This window comes from Caulobacter sp. 05T431 (assembly GCF_056665975.1).
In genome coordinates, this window is sequence record NZ_JBFTKU010000001.1 from 144,167 (window position 1) to 163,423 (window position 19,257).

Annotated in this window: 11 protein-coding genes; 1 reads left to right on the forward strand and 10 read right to left on the reverse strand. The window is 69.8% G+C overall.

What is annotated here, in order from left to right; genetic code table 11:
* Positions 1-78 precede the first annotated feature (78 nt).
* From ybaK to AC1U89_RS00700, 8 genes are all read right to left on the reverse strand, one after another.
* On the reverse strand, positions 79-552 hold the full coding sequence (gene ybaK, locus AC1U89_RS00665) for a Cys-tRNA(Pro) deacylase (protein ID WP_479897713.1): 474 nt from the start codon (positions 550-552) through the stop codon (positions 79-81).
* A 77-nt stretch (positions 553-629) separates the two neighbouring features.
* A complete protein-coding gene (locus AC1U89_RS00670; protein ID WP_479897714.1) occupies positions 630-3,113 on the reverse strand; it encodes a glycoside hydrolase family 3 protein in 2,484 nt (827 codons plus the stop codon).
* 396 nt (positions 3,114-3,509) lie between these two features.
* The gene (locus AC1U89_RS00675) at positions 3,510-5,033 is read right to left on the reverse strand and encodes a tryptophan halogenase family protein (protein ID WP_479897715.1); all 1,524 of its coding nucleotides are present in this window, start codon (positions 5,031-5,033) and stop codon (positions 3,510-3,512) included.
* A gap of 120 nt (positions 5,034-5,153) precedes the next feature.
* Entirely contained in the window at positions 5,154-8,105 is a 2,952-nt protein-coding gene (locus AC1U89_RS00680) for a TonB-dependent receptor (RefSeq protein ID WP_479897716.1), read from the reverse strand.
* Positions 8,106-8,356: 251 nt separating this feature from the next.
* The gene (locus AC1U89_RS00685; protein WP_479897717.1) at positions 8,357-9,088 is read right to left on the reverse strand and encodes an SGNH/GDSL hydrolase family protein; all 732 of its coding nucleotides are present in this window, start codon (positions 9,086-9,088) and stop codon (positions 8,357-8,359) included.
* Positions 9,085-12,528, reverse strand: a complete 3,444-nt coding sequence (locus AC1U89_RS00690; protein WP_479897718.1) for a glycosyl hydrolase 2 galactose-binding domain-containing protein — start codon at positions 12,526-12,528, stop codon at positions 9,085-9,087. The genes AC1U89_RS00685 and AC1U89_RS00690 overlap by 4 nt, the downstream gene beginning before the upstream one ends.
* A gap of 46 nt (positions 12,529-12,574) precedes the next feature.
* Positions 12,575-14,074: a carboxylesterase/lipase family protein gene (locus AC1U89_RS00695; protein ID WP_479897719.1), complete on the reverse strand. Its 1,500-nt coding sequence runs from the start codon at positions 14,072-14,074 to the stop codon at positions 12,575-12,577.
* Positions 14,061-14,984 carry an ROK family protein gene (locus tag AC1U89_RS00700; protein WP_479897720.1) on the reverse strand — a complete coding sequence of 308 codons (924 nt, stop codon included), beginning with the start codon at positions 14,982-14,984 and terminating at the stop codon, positions 14,061-14,063. The genes AC1U89_RS00695 and AC1U89_RS00700 overlap by 14 nt, the downstream gene beginning before the upstream one ends.
* Before the next feature lie 182 nt (positions 14,985-15,166).
* On the opposite strand from AC1U89_RS00700, the gene AC1U89_RS00705 reads away from it, so the two are divergent.
* Positions 15,167-16,390 carry an ROK family transcriptional regulator gene (locus tag AC1U89_RS00705; RefSeq protein WP_479897721.1) on the forward strand — a complete coding sequence of 408 codons (1,224 nt, stop codon included), beginning with the start codon at positions 15,167-15,169 and terminating at the stop codon, positions 16,388-16,390.
* Positions 16,391-16,405: 15 nt separating this feature from the next.
* Here AC1U89_RS00705 and AC1U89_RS00710 read toward each other — a convergent pair whose 3' ends face one another.
* Positions 16,406-18,004: a flavin monoamine oxidase family protein gene (locus tag AC1U89_RS00710; RefSeq protein ID WP_479897722.1), complete on the reverse strand. Its 1,599-nt coding sequence runs from the start codon at positions 18,002-18,004 to the stop codon at positions 16,406-16,408.
* A 201-nt stretch (positions 18,005-18,205) separates the two neighbouring features.
* Entirely contained in the window at positions 18,206-19,240 is a 1,035-nt protein-coding gene (locus AC1U89_RS00715; protein WP_479897723.1) for an aldo/keto reductase, read from the reverse strand.
* Between the last annotated feature and the right edge of the window lie 17 nt (positions 19,241-19,257).

The window sequence follows — 19,257 nt, forward strand, 5'->3', positions numbered from 1 at the left end:
CCCCGTCCGGAGAATTCTGAGAGACCCCTCACCCGACCTCGCTCCGCGAGGCCACCCTCTCCCGCAAGGGGAGAGGGATCAGGCTGAGACTTGGGCCGCCACGGCCCTCAGCACCTCGCGCGCCGCGTTCGGGTCCAGCCGCACCTGCAGGCCCCGCTGGCCGCCGTTGATGTAGACGTAGGTCTCCGCCAGGGCGTCGGCCTCGATCACCGCCGGCAGGGCCTTGCGCTGGCCGAAGGGACTGATGCCGCCGACCTTGTAGCCGCTGATCCGCTCGGCGTCGGCGGGCTTCATCATCTGGGCCGACTTGCCCCCGACGGCGGCGGCCAGCTTCTTCATCGCCACCTCCCGGTCGGAAGGCACGATGACCAGCACCGGCTTGCCGTCGACCAGGGCCATCAGGGTCTTGAGCACCCGGCTGGGGTCCTCGCCCAGGGCCGCGGCCGCGGCCAGGCCGATGCTGTCGGCGTCCGGGTCGTAGTCGTAGGCGTGGACGGTGAAGTCGACCCCGGCCTTGGTCAGGGCCTGGGTGGCGGGCGTGGTGCGGGACATGGCGTCACTATAGCCAAGCCCGCCCGCGTGGAGCCAGACCCCGGCTTGGGCCTGGCCTCCTCGAACCTTGTCGGACCCTACTTCGGGCAGATCGCGTCGCCCTCGTTGGAGGCCAGGCGCACCTCGGTCAGGGTGACGCCGAACGGCGCGGTCGTGCCGATCACGAACGGCGCGGTGACGTGGTCCATCTTGGCCCCGACCGCCTGGAAGCAGGACAGCTTGATCTTCGCGCTGCGCCATTCGCCCGGCTTGGCCGCCTTGACCAGGGTCGAGACGTCGATCGTCCCGGCGCACGAGGCGTCGTCGGCGCAGCCGATGCTCATCGTCACGGGCGCGGTCGGAGGGGCGTCGATCCGGTAACGGACCATCACCGCCATGTCGCCGGTGGTCTGGCGCGACAGGTCGACCGGCGGGCCGTGGATGGCCAGCATGCCCTGGCCGGTCCAGGCGACCTGGCGGGCGTTCTCCTGGGCGCCGGCGTCGATCGTCTTGACCGATCCCGCCCCCAGGAAGTCCATGCGCCACGGCGCGGGCAGGCGGCCGTCGACGAAGTAGCGGTCGACGCTGCCGGCGGCGGCGACGTTGCCGGCGTCCTCCGACAAGGCCGCGACCTGGCCGGGCTTGGCGTAGCTGAGGCCGTAGCCATAGGCGAACTGCGGGTCGTATCCGGGCTGGCCTCGGTTCAGCGGCCCCTGGTCGGCGCGCTTGGGCCACGAGAAGCCCAGTTTGCCCTGGAAGTCGCGCGCCGGCTTGCCATCCTTGCCGGCCACCAGCACGTCGGCCACGCCGCCGCCCTCCGAGCCCGGCAGCCAGGCGGCCACGAAGGCGTCCGAGGCGTTGATCTCGGGGTTCACCCACAACGGACGGCCCGACAGGAACACCGAGACGACGGGGATGCCCTGGGCCTTCAACTTCTTCAGCAGGGCCAGGTCGGTCTTGTCGCCCAGCTGGTAGCCCAGATGGGCCACGTCGCCCTGGAATTCCGCGTACGGATCCTCGCCGAAGACGACGATGGCGACGTCGGGCTTGGTCTTGAACTGGCCGTTGGGCGCCAGCTCGGCCTGGCCGCCGGCCGCCTTCACCGCCTGCTCGATCCCGCCCCAGATCGACTGGCCGTGCGGGAAGTCGCTGTTCTTGTTGCCCGTGCCCTGCCAGGTCAGGGTCCAGCCGCCCGAGGCCTTGCCGATGTCGTCGGCGGCGCCCGCCACCAGCACCCTGGCGCCCGGCTTGACCGGCAGGACACCGTCGTTCTTCAGCAGCACCAGCGACTTGGCCACGGCCTCGCGGGCGATGGCCCGGTGGTCGGCGGCGCCCAGGCGGTCCAGCTTGCCCTGGACGGTCGGCGCCACGCGCTCGAACAGCCCGGCCTTGACCTTGACCCGCAGGATGCGACGCACGGCGTCGTCCAGCCGCGCCATCGGAATCTCGCCCGACTTCACCTGGGCCAGGGTGTTGTCGTAGAGGCCCTTCCAGCTGTCGGGGGCCATGTACATGTCCAGGCCCGCGTTCATCGCCTGCGGGCAGCTGACGTTGGTGCAGCCCGGCAATTGTCCGTGGGCGTTCCAATCGCTGACCACGAAGCCCTGGAAGCCCATCCGGCCCTTCAGCACGTCGGTCAGCAGGGTCTTGTTGCCGGTGATCTTCTGGGCGTTCCAGCTGGAGAACGAGGCCATCACCGTCAGGATGCCGGCGTCGATGCTGGGCGGATAGCCCTGGGCGTGGATGGCGACCAACTCCTGCTCGGAGATCCGGGCGTCGCCCTGGTCCTTGCCGCCCTCGGTGCCGCCGTCCGCCAGGAAGTGCTTGGCCGAGCCGGCGATGTGGCCGGCGCCGAGGGTCTGGCCGGGCTTCAGCTCGCCCTGCAGGCCCAGGGTCATGGGGCCGGAATAGGACTTCACCACCTCGGGGTCCTCGGCATAGCCCTCGTAGCTGCGGCCCCAGCGGTCGTCGCGCGGAACGGCCACCGTCGGCCCGAAGGTCCAGTCGCCGCCGACCACCGCCACCTCCTCGCCGGTGGCCTGGCCGATGCGACGGATCAGGGCCGGGTCGCGCATGGCGCCCAGGCCGATGTTGTGCGGGAAGATCGTCGCCCCGACGATGTTGTTGTGGCCGTGCACGGCGTCGATGCCGAACAGGATGGGGATCGGGGTGTGGCCGGGCCGCGCGGCCAGGGCTTCCTTGCGATAGGCGTCGACCAGGTCGATCCAGGCCTGGGGCGGGGCGCGGTCATTGCCGCCCGGAGCCGAGTTGCCGCCGGCCAGGATCGAGCCCAGCGGATATTTCTCCAGATCGGCCGGGGTCATCGAGGCGATGTCGCCCTGGATGGTTTGGCCGACCTTCTCCTCGACGCTCATCTTGGCCATGAGCTGGGTGATGAAGGCCTCGGTCTTGGCGTCGGTGATCGCCGCCGGGCTGGCCGCCGCGGGCCACTGGTCCGGATGGGCGATGGTCGACGGCGCCGGGCTCGACTGCGCGAAGGCCGCGCCCCCCAAGCTGAAAGAGGCCAGACCGGTCGAGGCGACGAGGGCCGAAATCAGCAGGCGGCGAGGCGAAACGGTCATTCAACACCTTCGAGAAGCGGCCCGGGCGACGGGTGCGCGGGCGGAATTGCGCGGCAAAGAACCGGCGCGACGGGGAGAACGTCGTCGCGCCGGAGTTTGGAGAGCCCCCGATGAAGGGCATCCAGTCGCGCCGACGTCGGAGGGGTCTGACGCCGGCGTGTCGTCCCCGCCGACGGATCGGCGCTGGAATGGGACGCAGAGGAATTCGTGGGACGCCGCTCGCCGCTGTCGGGCGCGCTGGCGCGGGCTCTAGGTGTTTCCTTCCCTGAAACGGGGGCTGGCGCCCCTCTTCAGCCTTGACTGCACCATGGATTGACAGCGCTGTCCAGACATTTGATAGCGGTACCTCGGCGATCCTCCCTGGATGTCGATACGAGGGTCCGGCGCCGGGCGGCGTCAGGCCATGGCGGCCTCGGCGGCCCACAGGCCGTGGCGTTTGAGATAGTCGGCGTGGCTGGGCATGGCCTCGACGCGGCGGGCGATCAGGGCCTTCATGTTGCGGAAGCCGTCGGCGATCGCCCGGCTGTCCTGGCCCGCCACCAGCGGCGAATAGGACTGCGGACGCACGCCCTGCCCCAGCAGCACCGCCAGCCACGAGGTCGGGGTGAACATCTCGTCGGGATGGATGACCAGCTGGCCGCGCTCGCGGAACAACTCGATCCGCTCGGCCAGCGAATCCGGGATGGACATCTGGCGCACATAGGACCACAGGGCCGCGTCGTCGCGGGCGGTGGCCTTGTAGTGCAGGACCAGGAAGTCGCGGATCGTCTCCATGTCGACCTGGATGCGGCGGTTGTAGACGTCGCGGTTGGCCGGCGAGAACGCCCGGTCGGGGAAGTGCTGCAGCAGCTTGTTGATGCTGGCCTGGATCAGATGGATGCTGGTGGACTCCAGGGGCTCCATGAAGCCGCTGGACAGGCCGATGGCGACGACGTTCTTGTCCCACATCCGACGGCGGCGGCCGGTGTTGAACCGCAGCAGGCGCGGCTCGGCCAGGGGCTCGCTTTCCAGGTTCGCCGTCAGGGTCTCCACCGCCGCCTCGTCCGAGATGAAGCGGCTGGAATAGACGTAACCGTTGCCGACCCGGTGCTGCAGCGGGATCCGCCACTGCCAGCCGGCCTCGCGGGCCGTCGAGGTGGTGTAGGGCGACAGCGGGCCGCGCAGGGCGCACGGGACAGCGGCGGCCCGGTCCATCGGCAGCAGGTCGGACCAGTCCTCGTAGCCGGCCTTCAGCGTCTGCTCGATCAGCAGGCCGCGGAAGCCCGAGCAGTCGATGAACAGGTCGCCCTCGACGACCTGGCCGGACTTCAGCCGCAGGGCGGTGACGAAGCCGGTCTCGGGATGCTGATCGACCTGCACGACCTCGCCCTCGGTGCGCGCCACGCCCAGCTTCTGGGCGAAGCGGCGCAGGTACTGGCCGTAGAGGATGGTGTCGAAATGATAGGCGAAGCCGAAGGTCGACATCGGGTCGCGCGGATCGTCGCTCTGCCGGTCGAACCGGCCGGCCTTGGCGGCCTGGGCGCACAGCGAATAGTCGGCCAGGTCGAGGGCCCCGCCCTCGTGGTCCAGCTTCAGCCAGTACTGGAAGAAGTGGCCCAGCTCGGCGTTGAGGCCGTAGACGCCGAACGGGTGGAAGTAGGACTGGCCCAGGGCGCCCCAGTCGCGGAACTGGATGCCCAGCTTGTAGGTGGCCTGGGTCTCGCGCATGAACTCGGCCTCGTCCAGGCCCAGCATGGCGTTGAACAGGCGGATCGGCGGGATCGTGGCTTCCCCGACGCCGACGACGCCGATGTCCTGGGATTCGACGACCTGGATGCGGTAGCGGCGGTCCAGGCCGCGCGCCAGGGCGGCGGCGGTCATCCATCCGGCGCTTCCGCCCCCGACGATGACGATGTTCTGGATCCAGTTTCCGTCAGACATCTCGCCGTCCTTCCAGCTTGGTGACGTCCCGCCGCCCKGCGATCCTGAGCCGGGCGGCGGCGACGCTCAAGGGCGACGGCCATGGCCCGCGAGGAGCCATGGCCGGGCCTTGCCTCGGTGCTAGCGGCCGAAGCGGTAGCGCAGACCGAACGTCACGCGGCGGTCGCCCGACACGAAACGGAAGGGCAGTTCGGAGAACTGCAGGTAGGCCTTGTTGTCTTCCTTGGTCAGGTTCGAACCCTCCAACGTCACCTTCAGGTCCTTGGTGATGTCGTAGGCGATCTGGCCGTCCAGCTGACCATAGGCCTCGTTGAAAATCCCCAGCCTGTGGGTGTCCGGGTTGGCGCCGAAGCTGAAGGCGCCCAGGTAAGCCTTGTCACGCCAGGCATAGGACAGGCGGGTGGAGAAGGGACCGCGCTCGAAATAGCCCAGGACGTTGAAGGCGTGCTTGGACACGCCGGGGATCGGCAGGTTCTTGGAGAAGTCGGTGAACTCGGGCGATTTGGAGTCCGAGTAGGTGTAGTTGGCCGTGAAGCCGAACCCGTTCTCGAACGCGTACTGCGCCTGAGCTTCCAGACCCTTGATCTCGCCGCCCTCGCCGTTGACCACCGAGTCGAACGTACCGGTCGTGGCCCCCGCCACCGACTGGTCCTTCACCGTCACCGGGAAGGTCTCGGGGACGATGAACGAGTCGATGCTCTTGTAGAACACGCCCGCCGAGACCAGGCCCTGGCTGCCGAAATAGTGCTCCCAGGTCAGGTCGAACTGCGACGCGCGGAACGGATCGAGGTCCGGGTTGCCGCCGCTGCCGTTGGTGTAGAGGAACTTGTCGAAGTTCGGCCCCGGGGTGGACGAGCGGGTGAAGTTGTACGACGCGCCCTGGCCCAGCTGGAACAGGTTCTGGGCGGCCACGACGCGGGCGCCGCTGGCGCGGACCTTGTCCTGGTCGGTGACGTTGAACACCGCGTTGATCTGCGGCAGCACGTCCGTGTACTCGCGCACCGTACGTTCGCTGTCCGGGTTCTTCAGGATGCCGTTCCAGCTGTCGGTGCCCCACCACAGCGGGGTCACCGGCGTGTTGGACGAGTCGATGACCAGCTTGGTGTGCACCACCCGGACGCCAGCGTTGATGTGGTAGCCCTCGTCGCCGAGGTCGGCCATCACATAGCCCGAGGTCGTCTCGTCCTTGATTTTGAAGGACTCGATCGGGTCGCGGTAGAAGGCGAACTTGGTCGACGGATACAGGCCCTGGATCCAGCCGACCGGGTTCTTCATCTGCCCATAGTCTTGGAACAGCGCGTTCACCCCATGCACGTTGTCGGTGACCGCGCGCCCCGGCGCCGTGGCGGCGGTCTGGTAGGGCGTGTTCACAGCGACCGAGTTGCCGAAGCGCGAACAGCCGTAGAAGGCGATGTCGCACTTCTTCAGGCCGATGGCGCCGTCCTGGAAGTAGCCCAGCGGGGTCCAGTCGACGAACACCCCGTGGTCGGTGGTGCCCTGGGCGCTGGCCGGCAGCTCGCCCTTGCCCGAGAGGTCGTTCAGGTAGCGGCCGTAGTCCGAGGTGACCTTGTCTTCCGAGTAACGCAGACCGGCGCTGAGCAGCATGTTGGCGCCTTCGCCGAACTCGGGACGGTAGTGCAGGTCACCGGTGAGGGCCTTGTTGTCCAGCTCGGTCTTGTCGCCGAACGCCCAGTGCGACTTGAAGAACACCGAACTCGGCGTCGTCATGGCGGTGGCCAGGTTGGCCGCCGGCGTGAACATCGGATAGGCGCCGTTCGTGAAGCTGTAGGTCGCGGTGGCCGGTGCGGTGGCGTTCGGGGCGAAGCCCGCGACGCCGTCACGCACGGTGTACTGCGTGTAGCGCGTATCGACCTGGGCCGAGTTGGACTTGTAGTCGGTCTTCGACCAGGCCGCGCGGGCCTCGCCGCTCCAGCGGTCGGTTCCCTTCCAGTCCAGCGCGAACTGCACGTTGTCGGTCTTGGACTTGGCGTTCTTGGCGAAGGTGTCGCCTTCCGACGAGTTGGCGGTGACCGTGCCCGACTGCAGGACGTCGTTGCTGCTCTTCACCAGGCCCTGCGAGTTGTACATCGCGTTTTCGTTGGCGTAGGCCCACTTCAGCGAGTGCTCGCCCGTGAAGATCTTCAGGTCCGAGTGGAACCAGTCGGCCGTCAGGGTCACGGTGTCGGAGACGTTCCAGTCCGCGTTCAGCGAGAAGGCGGTGCGCTTGCGCTCCTGGTGGCGGTTGTTGCTGTAGCGGTATTCCGGCGACCAGAGATTGGTCGTACCGGTCTGGACCTGGTTGTTGCCCGTCGCGGTGGGGCGGTTGAGATAGGCCCAGCCGCCGCGGTTCTCACCGCTGAGCACCTCGGTGTTGATCCAGTTCTCGTCGTAGGTGAAGCTGCCCAGCAGGCCGAAGTCCGGCGTGATCTTGTAGCCGATCACCGCCGACAGGTTCGGCTTCAGCTTGCCGTCGGTCGAGCCCTGGTTGCCCGCGACGTCCAGCGACGCGGTGAAGTCGTCCGCCATGTCCAGCGCTTTGCGGGTCTTCAGGTTGACCGTGCCGCCGAGGGCGCCGGCCAGCTGATCCACCTGGGGCGACTTGATCACATCGACGCCGGCCAGCAGGTTGGACGGGATGCCCTCCAGCGAATTGGTCTGCTTGAGGTTGCCTTCGCCCAGGCGGAAGGCTTCCAGGCCCGACAGGAAGGTGTCGCCGTTCAGCAGGGTGATGTTCTGGTCCAGACCGCGGATGCGGACCTTGGTGCCCTGGCCGTTCTCGCGGTCGATCTGCACGCCCGGCAGGCGCTGCAGCGACTCGGCGATGTTCTGGTCGGGGAACTTGCCCATGTCCTCGGCCGTGATCGACTCGATGATCTGGTCCGAGTTCTTCTTCAGGCTGAGGGCGTTGGCCAGCGAGGCCCGGAAGCCGGTGACGACGACTTCATCAACCTGGGATGGTTCCTCGTTCTTGGCCGGCGCAGTCTGGGCCAGGGCCTGGCCGGCGCTCAGCAGCACCATGGCCGAGGCGGCGCCGAGCAGAGCCGTGCGCGATCGATAAGACTTTGTAGTCATTGTGCATTCCCCTGATGTGCGGCAGCAGTTCTCGTTCTCGATCAGCGGAGCCGAACGAGCCAAGATGCGGAGTTTTGAGGGATGCGTGCGCATCCTCCCGTGGATTTCCGGCTTATTTTTGAGTGCCGGTAGCCTCAACCTATGGAGAACCGACAGCGCTGTCAACAGCGCTGTCAGATTGGACGGGAGATTCCGAAACTGATTTTCGTTATGCGACTTTCAGGTCACGCCCGGAGCACGGCAGATCGCCCTCAAGCCAGGGCCTTGGCGATCGCCGCCAGGGCCACGGGTTCCATGACCGCGTAGCCTTCGCGGGTGGGATGTACCCCGTCATAGGCCAGGCCCGGCTTCATCCCGCCCGCCCCGTCGTCCAGCACGCGGGTGTAGTCGGCCACCGTCGCGCCGCGCTGGGCGGCGTACGACTTCAGCCAATCGTTCAGGGCCCGGACCTTGGCCGTGGGCCCCAGGCCGGGCTTCCAGGGGAACTCCGCGACGGGCAAGACCGTCGACAGGATCACCGCGATCCCGTTGGCCTGGGCCAGGGTGATCATCGCCATCAGATCGGCCTGGGTGGCGGCCGGGTCGTAGGGTCCGGCGTTCTGGGCGATGTCGTTGACCCCGGCCAGGATGTGCACCGCCGCCGGCTTCAGCGCCACCACGTCGGGCCAGAACCGCACCAGCATCTGGGCCGTCACCTGGCCGCCGATCCCCCGCCCGAGGAAGCCGTTGTCGGCGAAGAAGGCCGGATGGGAATCGCGCCAGCCCTGGGTGATCGAGTCGCCGATGAACACCACCCGCCGCCGTTCGACCGGCAGGGTCTTGTCCGCCGCGTTCTCGGCCGCGTAGCGCTGGAGGAACGGCCAGTCGGTGCGCAGCCGCTCCTCCTCGCTGGGCCAGGCGGGCGCGGGGGCGGGCGTCTGGGCCAGGACCAGACCGGGGACGGCGAGACCCGCCGCCAGCAGGGCGCGACGATCCAGCATCATCGGGCCTCCCCGATGGTCGTCACCGTCGGGACGACGTTCCAGCCGCGCAGCTCGACCTTGGCCCCCGCCCGCCCCGCGCCCGGATAGCGGACCTCGACCGTCCGCCGCTCGCCGGGCAGCAGCGAGACGTAGTTGTCGGCGTAATAGGCGGGCAGGATGCGCGCGCCCTTGGCGTCGACCAGGGTCAACTTGCCGTTCAGGGCCGGCGCCGAACCCGTATTGGCCAGGGTCACGGTGACCGCCGTCTCCGCGCCCGAGACCGACGAAGTCGCCACGATCGACACCGGCTGGGCCGTCATGGCCGACAGCCTGCGCTCGCCCTCGGCGTCCCTGGCTACCCAGTAGAGGTTGCTCGACAGCGCCGTCCCGTCGGCGGCCGTCAGGTCCAGCCGCACCACCACCGCCCCCTGGCCCAGCGGCCCCGACAGGTCCAGAACCTCGCCCAAAGTCACCGCGTCGGCGGCGGCGTCGATCCGCGCGGTGCGGTCGTCCAGGACCTTGCCGTCCAGCCCTAGCACCCGGGCCCGCAGGCTCGCGCCCGAGATCGGCGTCAGGCCGTTGTTGACCACCGCCAGCCGGTGGTCGGCCAGGCTCATCTGCACGTGGACGGGCTCGGCGGCCTTCTGGGTTCCGTAGTACGACGCGTGGGTGTCGTAGTCGTGGCTGAGGATCTGCCACATGGTCGAGGGCCAGGCGGGCTGGGTCATCCACAGCAGGCGACCCGACGACTTGGTCCATAGCTCCTGGTTCATGCCCTCGAAGATCGCCCGGTGCGTCTCGTAGTTCATCAGCTGGGCCTTGCGCTCGAAGTCCTCGAGGCTGGTCGGCGCGCCCAGCTTGGCGGTCATGGCGTCCAGGAAGGTCTTGGTCGCGCCGTTCCCGGTGGGGTGCCAGTCGTGATAGGCCCAGACGTCGCTGATCGGCCAGCGGTCCGGCGCGGGCACGGCCGCCTCGAACGCCTCCAGGGTCGGGAACGACGGCGTGCCGACCTCCACCGAGAAGCCCTTGGCGTGCTCGGTGAAATAGGTCTCCGGCTCCCGGTAGTTGTAGGGCCCGCTGTTCTGCAGGTTCACGCGGTTGGAGCTGCCGGTGTACCAGCGCGTGCCGTCCAGGTCGTGGACCAGCGCCTCCAGTCCCTCGTTGAGGATCGGCTGCGGGATGCCTTCGTTGCGGCCGAACCACAGGGCGATCGAGGGGTGGTTGCGGTAGCGGCTGATCACGTCGGCGGCGTTGGCCAGGAACAGCGGCACGTCCTGCGGCTCCAGCTGGTAGTCCTGGGTCGAGGCCCAGAAGTCGTTCAGCACCAGCAAGCCGTACTCGTCGGCCAGGTCGTAGAAGACGTCCTCGGTGTTCTGCCCCACCCAGTTGCGGATGATGTTGAGGTGGGCGTCCTTGTGCAGGCGGAAATAGGGCTCCAGCCGCTCGCGTTCGACGCGCTTGCGCCAGTCGTCCGTACCCCAGTTGCCGCCCCGCGCGGCGATCTTCACGCCGTTGACCTTGATCACCAGGTAGGGCGTCAGGCCGGTGTCCGGCGCCTCCTTCACGGCCGGCGAGGTCTCGCCGACCTTGGTCAGCGAGGTGGCCCAGCCGCCGTCGACCTTGCGCACGCCTTCGTGGCTGCCGTCGGTGACGTCCTGGCCCAGCTGGCGGGCCTTGGCGTAGTCGACCCCCACCCGCCGCAGCTCGCCGTGCGAGTCCATCAGCGACAGCTCGTAGGTCATCTGGCGCAGGCCGATGCGGCTGTCCTTCTGGTCGCTGGTCCGGCCGTCGACATTGGCCAGGACCCGCAGGCCGTACAGAACCTGTTGGCCGTAGCCGTTGGGCCACCAGAGCTTGGGGTTCTTGATCGCCAGTTGCGGGAAGTCGGCGGGCTTGAACAGCACCTCGCCCTGGCCGCGGGCGAGCGTGACGGTCTTCTCCACGGCGACGTCGTCGAAGGCGGCCCGCACCGTGGCCTGGACCGGGGCGTTCGTCAGGTTCTCCACCGGCACGGCGATCTCGACCTCGGCGACGCTGTTGTCGGACTTCGGAAGCGTGGTGACCACGTGGGTGTCGCCGATCCGCACCGGGCCGGTCGAGGTCAGCACCACGTCTTGCCACAGGCCGGTGTTGCGGTCGCGCACGCTGGGGATCCAGTCCCAGCCCTCGCTGGCGATGAAGGTCGGGCCGTCCAGGGCCTGCATGCCGCCGTTCTCGCCGACCCCGGCGGTCAGGCTCTCCTCGTGGGCCAGGCCCGGATGCGGCGGCGGCGAGACCTTGACCGCGATGGCGTTGATCCCGGGCTTCAGCTTGCCGGTGACGTCGAACCGCCCGCGGATGAAAGCGCCCTTCAGCACGCCCAGCTTCTCGCCGTTCAGCCAGACCTCGGCGGCGTAGTTGACGCCCTTGAAGACCAGCGCCTGGTGGCGGCCGTCCTGGCCGGCCCCTACGCCTTCGGGGGCGGTGAACTCGGTCCGGTACCAGTAGTCCTGCCTGTTCAGGCTCTCGGGGATGACGGTGTTGTTCAGGCCATAGTCGGGATCGGGATAGACGCCGCGATCGACCAGGGTGGTCAGGACCGTGCCGGGCACGGTGGCGGCGTACCAGGCCTTGGCGTCGTAGCCGGGTTTCGACAGCGCTGTCCCGTCAGCACTGATCTTCGGCGCCTCGACCAGCGACCAGCGCTTCAAGGTCCAGGCGGCGGCGCCTTCCGAGGCGGGAGCGGCGACCAGGGCGGGACCGGCATAGGGCGCGATCGCCACGGGCTTGGAGAACGGGGCCTTGGTCCTGGGCCGGGTCCAGGCGTCCTGCGGCGTCACCTGGCCGTACATCTGGCGCACCTGCACCGGCCAGGTCGGGCTGCCAGGCTCGTAGACGGTCAGGGCCGGGTCGGGCTTGGCGGCCGCCAGGGCCTTGACCTGGGCCGGGGTCAGGGCGCCCGCCTGGGCGGTGAAGCCGGCGACCTTGCCGCCGAACGGCGCGCCCGGCTTGCGCGGGCCCAGCTGCACGGTCGCGGCCGAAGCGACCGGCGCCGCCGGCCCTTCGGCTGCCTTGGCCCCGTCGACATAGAGCGTGACCTTGACCCCGTCCGACACGGCCGCAAGGTGGGTCCAGCCGCCGGGCTTCAGAGCGCCCGGCCCCTTCACGACCGTCGAGCCGGTCAGGACGGCCGGCGCGCCGTCCTCGAGGACCAGGAACCGCCCGCCGCTGGCCGTATCGCCGAGCCCGGCCACCACGACGCGGCCGGACGACGTCGTCGCCGGCGAGATCCAGCCCTGCAGCGACCACGGCCCTTCCGCCGGCAGCGGGCTTCCCGCCAGGGGCTTGGACAGGCCGTCGCCGCCGCGCGGCAGGTCGGCGTTGTAGGGGCCGTAGACGGTCTGGGCGGCCGCCGGAAGGGCCGCCAACGCAACACAGGTCGCCAGGAGCGACAGGCGAAGGCGGGCGAACTTGGTCGTCATGTCTTCCTCCTCGAGCCGACCTCTTTCGGGCCGGTCTTTGTGTTGTTCAGGGACGCGGTAGGAGGCGGCAGAACGCGCCGCGATCGTCTCTCGTGACCTGGGGGCCGGACGGGGTGAAGGCGATCGCCTCGACCGCCGCCCCCTGGGCCGGCCAGGGCGCCAGCCCTGGTCCGTTGGGATCGCCGGTCCTGGCGAAATTGGTCCAGTAGGCGCCCAGGCGCGGCCATTGGCCTTGGGTCGTCCCGGCCGGCGGAGCGTCGAACACGAAGGGCAGCTCCGAGCCGTGGCGCACAATCCCCGCGCCGGGCGCGGCCACGGCCAGCTCGTAGCGCCAGACCCGCTGGCCCGCCGCGACCTGCCGCGCCGCCACCCAGGTGGCCGGGCAACGGAAGCCGGTGTCGGCGGCGATCTGGTCGGCGACGGACTCGGAGGCCGGGGCGTCGCCGTCGAGCTCGTAGAGCTTCAGCGCCTGGTCGGCGTGTACGCCGTATTCGGCCTTCACCCAGGCGCGGGCGTTGGCGGGACCTTTGTAGAGCGACAGCTCGTTGGCGCTGTTCCCGATGATCAGCGGAACCCGCGCCTGTCGGCCGGCGGCCAGGGTCTCGGCCGGCGTCTCGCGGATCACCGCCCCGTCGACCACCGCCTGCAGCCAGACGAAGCCGTCATCCGCGATGGGCGGCTTGAGGCCCTCCGATGCGTTCAGCACCGCCTCGCCCGAAGCCGCCCGCATGCCCGCCAGATTCTTGGCGCCCAGGGCTTCGGCCAGGTCCCGGCCCAGCGCCTCGTTCTGCGCCAGCGTGCGCGGCGGCAGGCCGAAGCCCGCCGTGCCGCTCTGCGCGATGGCCTTGTGGAACAGGCCGCGCGCTTGCGGGGCCAGCATCAGCAGGCCCACGTCCTGGGCGCCCGCGGAATGGCCGACGATCGTCACGTTGCGAGGATCGCCGCCGAACCGGGCGATGTTGTCGCGCACCCAGCGCAGGGCTGCGACCTGGTCCATCAGGGCGTAGTTACCCGAGGCCCCGCCGCCCTCGGCGGTCAGCTCCGGGTGCGACACGAAGCCGAAGGCGCCCAGCCGGTACTGGATCGAGACCAGCACCACGCCCTGTTCGACCAGCGCGGAGTCCACCGTGCCGCGGGCCGAACCGGCGCGGTTGGCCCCGCCGTGGATCCAGACCATGACCGGCAGGGGGCCGTAAGGCTCCAGGTTGGGCGTGCGGACGTCCAGATAAAGGCAGTCCTCGCGGCTGTCGGCGGCGTCCCGGGCGTTCCAGCCATACGACCGTTGCAGACAGGGCCGGCCGGAAACCGTGGCGTCGCGGGTCCCCGTCCAGGGCTGGATCGGAGCCGGCGGCTTCCAGCGGCGCTCACCGACGGGCGGGGCGGCGAAGGGTACGCCACGGAACACCGCCCCAGCGCCGCGCGCCTCACCCTGGATCCCGCCGCCTGTCACCGCGACGGTCGGACCGTCGGCGGCCATGACCGGACCCGCCGCCCCTAAAGCCAGCAGGAGGGCCAGCAGGGCGGCGCGGCGGTCAGGCCACGGCATGGGCTTGGGCTTCGGCCTGGGTCCACAGGCGGGCCGCGCCGCGCACCCCCGAGGAGTCGCCCCACTTGGCCGGGGCCAGCCGGGCGCGCCAGCCGTCGGAGAACACGTGCGGCTCGATGAAGGCGGGCAGGCGCTCGTAGAGTTCGGCCACGTTCGACATGCCGCCGCCGAACACGAAGGCGTCGGGATCGACGATGTCGCAGATCACCGCCAGGCCCCGGCCCAGACGGTCGAGATAGCGGTCGAAACTGGCCTGGGCCCCGGCGTCGCCGGCGCGGGCGGCGGCGACGATCGCCTCGCCGGTCAGGGCCTGGCCGGTGCGCTCGGCGTGGTCGCGGCGGAAGCCCGTGCCCGAGATCCAGGTCTCCAGGCAGCCGTGGCGGCCGCACCAGCAGGCCGGGCCGGGCGACTCCTCGGGCTTGGGCCACGGTAGAGGCGTATGGCCCCACTCGCCGGCCACGCCGTTGGCGCCCTCGACCAGCTTGCCGTCGATGGCCAGGCCGCCGCCGCAGCCGGTGCCGATGATCACCGCGAAGACGCCCGCCAGGCCCGCCGCCGCGCCGTCGACGGCCTCGGACAGGGCCAGGCAATTGGCGTCGTTGGCCAGGCGCACGGGCCGGCCCAGACCCGCCTCCAGATCCTCGCGGAACCGGCGGCCATTCAGCCAGGTGGAGTTGGCGTTGCGCATCACGCCGGTGCGCGGCGACACCGATCCCGGCGCGCCGACGCCGATCGAGCCGCGGCCGCCGGCCTGCTGCTCGGCCTGGGCGATCAGGTCGCGCACGGTGACGATGGCGGCGTCGTAGGATCCAGGATTGGGGGCGCGCACACGGGCCAGGAAGCGGCCGTCGGGCGAAAGGGCGGCGGCCTCGATCTTCGTGCCGCCAAAATCAACGCCGACCTGAATCAAACCCGGTTTCCTCCAGCGGCCTTTTGCAGGCTTGTCGTAGCGGCGTCGAGGCGCGGCTTCCAGCTTGCGTCATAGTCGGCGGCGGCGAATAAAGAAAGCAATTTAAGTTATTCCCGAAAGCGGCGCCGCTATCGCCATCGGCCGCCGCGATGCTACTAGGGCCTCTGGTCGAAGGTCATCGAATGCCGTCCTTGGAAGTCTCGCGGAAATCGAACCGGAAGCGCACCGCCGGCGCCAGCCTGTCGGGGGCCAATCTCGAGCGGGTCGGCGACCACAACCAGCGGGTCATCCTGCAGGCCATCCGGGTGGGGGGACCGATCACCCGCGTGACCCTGGCCCAGATCACCGGCCTGACCCCGCCGGCCGTGGCCAACATCACCAAGCGCCTGCTGGACGACGGCCTGATCCTGGAAGCCGGCCGCGTCCAGGGCGCGCGCGGCCAGCCGGCCATGAACCTGACGATCAATCCCGACGGCTGCCTGTCGATCGGCGTGAACATCGACCGCGACCACATCACCGTCGTGATGCTGGACCTGCTGGGCGCCGTGCGGGCCCGAGCCAGCCAGGAGATCGACTTCCCCCTGCCCGCCGACGTCGCCAAGTTCTGCAAGGTCCAGATCCGCAAGATGCTGGCCGCCTGGAAGGGCCCGCCGCCGCGCCTGTCGGGGATCGGCGTGGCCCTGCCCGACGACCTGGGCCGGGTGGACCTGCCGCACCGGCCCGAAAACTACGATGTCTGGAGCACGGCCGACATCGGCAAGCTGATGGCCGACATCCTGCCCCTGCCGGTGTTTCTCGAGAACGACGCCGCCGCCGCCGCTCTGGGCGAGCTGCAGTTCGGCCACGGCCTGCGGCGGCCCAGCTTCTTCTACGTCCTGGTCTCCTCCGGCCTGGGCGGCGGCCTGGTGATCGAGGGCGACTATTTCCGCGGCGCCCAGGGCCGCAGCGGCGAGATCGGCTTCCTGCCGGTCAGCCTGCCCGAGACGACCGCCAAGGCGCTGCAGGAGGTGGTGTCGCTGTCGGCCCTCTACGCCCACCTCGAGGCGGGCGGGATCGCGGTGACCCGCCCCGATCAGCTGGCCGAGCTGACGCCCCGGGGCCAGGCCCTGGTCGAGGACTGGATCGCCCTGTCGGCCCGGCTGCTGGTCCAGCCGTTCGTGTCGATCAGCTGCCTGGTCAACCCGCAGGCCATCTATGTGGGCGGCCGGCTGCCCACCGAGCTGCTGGACCGGCTGGTCGCGGCGGTCAACGACCGCCTGGCCGCGATCGCCGACGTGCCGGCCCTGGCCCGGGTCGAGCGGGCCGCCACCTCGGCCGACGGACCGGCCGTGGGCGCGGCCCTGCTGCCGTTCATGGCCCAGCTGCTGCCCTCCCGCGCCGCCCTGATGAAGACCGGCGCGGCCTGACCCTCCGGCTACGGATCAGATGGCCCGCTGGGCGGTCACCGGCTGACCCTTCCGGTGCTGGGCGTCTAGCATGACGATGGCGCKGTGGGCGGCGCGGATCGCCCCCTCCTGCCAGGCGCCCACGTGGCTGAGATATTCGCCGGCGAAGTGGATCGGCCCGTCCGGCTGGCCCAGCAGGTGGTAGTCCGGCTCGTCGTCGCTGGCCCAGCCCACCCCGATGCCGAGATTGTAAGGCACCGCCGCCCACTGCACCTGCATGGGCTTCTCCAGCAGCTGGCCGCAGCCGGGATGCATGGCCTCGATGACCTTGCGGGTGTGCTCGATCTGGGCGGCGCGGGGCATCTTGGCCAGCTCGTCCGCCGCCCGGCCGCCGGCATAGGCGCCCAGCAGCACCCCGGTCTTCGAATGCAGGCCGTAGCTGGGATACCAGACCATGTTGCTAGGGCCCTTCACGAACGAGAGGCCGCCGTAGATCTGGTACTTGGGCCCTTCCCAAAAGCGCGGGGCCTGCCAGCCGATCTTGATGCTGTCGCGATAGGGCGTGCGGGCGATGGCGGTCTTGTAGGCGGGGCTGAAATCGGCGTCGATCTTGGCCAGCACCGGCAGGGGGATGGTCGAGATGCAGTAGTCGGCCTCGATCGTCAGGTCCTGGTTGGCGACCTTGTCGTGATAGGCGATCTTCACGCCCTTGCCGGTCTTGCGGATCTGGCGCACCTCGCACTGGCGCTTGATGATCTTGGGGCCCAGGGCCTTGGCGAAGGCGTGGGGGATGGCGTCCATGCCGCCCTTGGGCTGGAACATGGTGGCCTGCATGTCGATGGTCTCCTCGAACAGCACGCCGTTCCAGAGGTCCTCGTCCAGCAGGGCCTTCAGGCTGATGGGATCGTAGGGCGTGGCGCGCTCGTCGCCGGCCCCCGGCTCGATCTTCAGGCCGGCGCGCTGCGAGCCCTTGTAGAAGAGATCCGGCGACAGGTCGCCGTAGGTCTTGAGGAAGGCGACCATCCGCTGCTTGTCGTCGGGCGTCAGGTCCTCATCCAGCGCGCCTTTGTTGATCGCCTTGGCCAGCAGCTCGGAGACGTGGCCGCGCGTGTCGTTGACGGCCGTGCGCATCTTGATCGGCTTGCCGCCGTTGGCGTCGAAATTGAGCAGCAGGGCGCTGCGGCTGGTGTTGACCTCGACCTCCAGCTCCACGCCCAGCTCGCGGCAATAGCCCAGGACGATCTGGTGGTGGCTGGGCAGGCGCGCGGCGCCGGCGTTCATGTACTGGCCCTCGTCCCAGGCGCAGACCTGGCGCGAGCCGTCGGTCATCTCGATCTTGTCGCCCCGGCGCACGGTCCAGACCCGGCCGCCGGTGCGGGCCCGGGCCTCCAGGATCGTGCAGTCGTAGCCAGCCTTGCCCAGCTCCCACGCCGCCGCCATGCCCGACACGCCGGCGCCCAGGATCACCACCTTGGCGCCGTTCCCGCCGCCGCCCTTGGCCAGGTCCGGCGGCGCGCCGGCCGCGAAGGCCGTGGACGGGGCCAGCAGGCCCAACGCCTGCATGGCGGTGAAGGCGGCGCTGTAACCGCCGGCGGCGCCGATGGCGTGAATGAAGCTGCGACGGCTGACCGGCATGCATGACCCTTTTTTGCCTGTTGGTTGGGGCTATGCGAGGCGGCGGCTTCCGGTGGGTCAATTCAGGCGGCGGTCCCACCCGGCGTTTGCGGGCGCGGCGCCGTCTGAGCTTGCGGCCGGCGCCGCATTTCGCGGCGCGGGCCGCTTGTCCGTGCGCGCTGGTGCAAGAGCCGGGGCGCGCACGGACAAGCGAGTCGAGGCCTAGACCGGCGGCGGGTTGACCTGCTTGAAGCCGCCTTCCCGCCAGTAGGGATAGTGTGGATAGGCCGGGGTGACGGCGCTGGCGGCGTCGAGACGCGCGATCTGGTCCGGCGTCAGGCTCCAGCCGACCGCGCCCAGGTTCTGGCGCAGCTGCTCCTCGTTGCGGGCCCCGACGATCACGCTGGACACGGTGGGCCGGCGCAGCAGCCAGTTGATGGCGATCTGCGGCAGGGTCTTGCCGGTCTCGGCGGCGATGGCGTCCAGGGCGTCGACCACGGCGTAGAGCTTCTCGTCGTCGACCGGCGGGCCGATGTCGGCGGTCTCGTGCAGGCGGCTGACCTCGGGAAGCGGCTGGCCGCGACGGATCTTGCCGGTCAGCCGGCCCCAGCCCAGCGGGCTCCAGACCATGGCCCCGACGCCCTGGTCGATCCCCAGCGGCATCAGCTCGTGCTCGTAGTCGCGGCCGACCAGCGAATAATAGGTCTGGTTGGCGACGTAGCGCGGCCAGCCGTGGGCGTCGGCGACGGCCAGCGACTTCATCAGCTGCCAACCGGAGAAGTTGGAGGCGCCGACATAGAGCACCTTGCCGGCCCGGACGAGATCGTCCAGGGCCGACAGCACCTCCTCGATGGGCGTGAAGGCGTCGAAGGCGTGCAGTTGCAGCAGGTCGATGCGGTCGGTGCGCAGGCGCGTCAGCGCCGCCTCGACGCCGCGCACCAGCCGCAGGCGCGAGGTCCCGGCGTCCAGCGGGCCGTCGCCGGTGGGCAGGCCCAGCTTGGTCGAGATCAGGGCCTGGTCGCGCACCCCTTCCAGGGCCGCGCCGAGAACCTCCTCCGAGGCGCCGTTCGAATAGACGTCGGCGGTGTCGAACAGATTGACCCCGGCCTCCAGGCAGATCTCGATCAGACGGCGGGCCGCCTGAGCGTCGGTGTCGCCCCAGTGGCTGAACAGCGGGCCGCTGCCGCCGAAGGTGCCGGCGCCGAAGCTGAGGGCCGGGACCTTCAGCCCCGATTTTCCGAGTTGGCGGTATTCCATGATCCGACGTCCTTTTT